Raw genomic sequence first — 297 nt, 5'->3', positions numbered from 1 at the left:
AGCGCAGGCCGCTGTCGCGGCGGGCGAAGAACACGCTGTGGTAATGGCTGACGCCGTCGCGCTCGGTCAGCAGCAGCGGCTTCGCGCCGGCGCGCTGTTGCAGCAGCATCGCGGTGCCGGCGGTCTCGCTGACCCAGTCGACCCGGCCGCGGCGCAGATAGCTGCCCATCTGCTGCACGTCCTTGGCCATCAGGATGCGGCCCTCGCGGATGCCGACCCCGGCCATGCGCGGCACCACGTAGTCCAGCAGCGGCTTGAGCTGTTCGTAATGGGCCTTGGGATCGTCGCTGATCCGGC

General features: G+C 70.0%; 1 protein-coding gene. It reads right to left on the bottom strand.

Going from position 1 to position 297, the window contains the following annotated elements; genetic code table 11:
- The coding region (locus HKX41_11045) for a PhnD/SsuA/transferrin family substrate-binding protein (protein NNC24667.1) at nucleotides 1-297 on the bottom strand (297 nt) is incomplete at both ends.

Source organism: Salifodinibacter halophilus, assembly GCA_012999515.1.
Taxonomy (GTDB): domain Bacteria; phylum Pseudomonadota; class Gammaproteobacteria; order Nevskiales; family Salinisphaeraceae; genus Salifodinibacter; species Salifodinibacter halophilus.
This window is presented reverse-complemented; position numbering and strand designations above follow the sequence as displayed.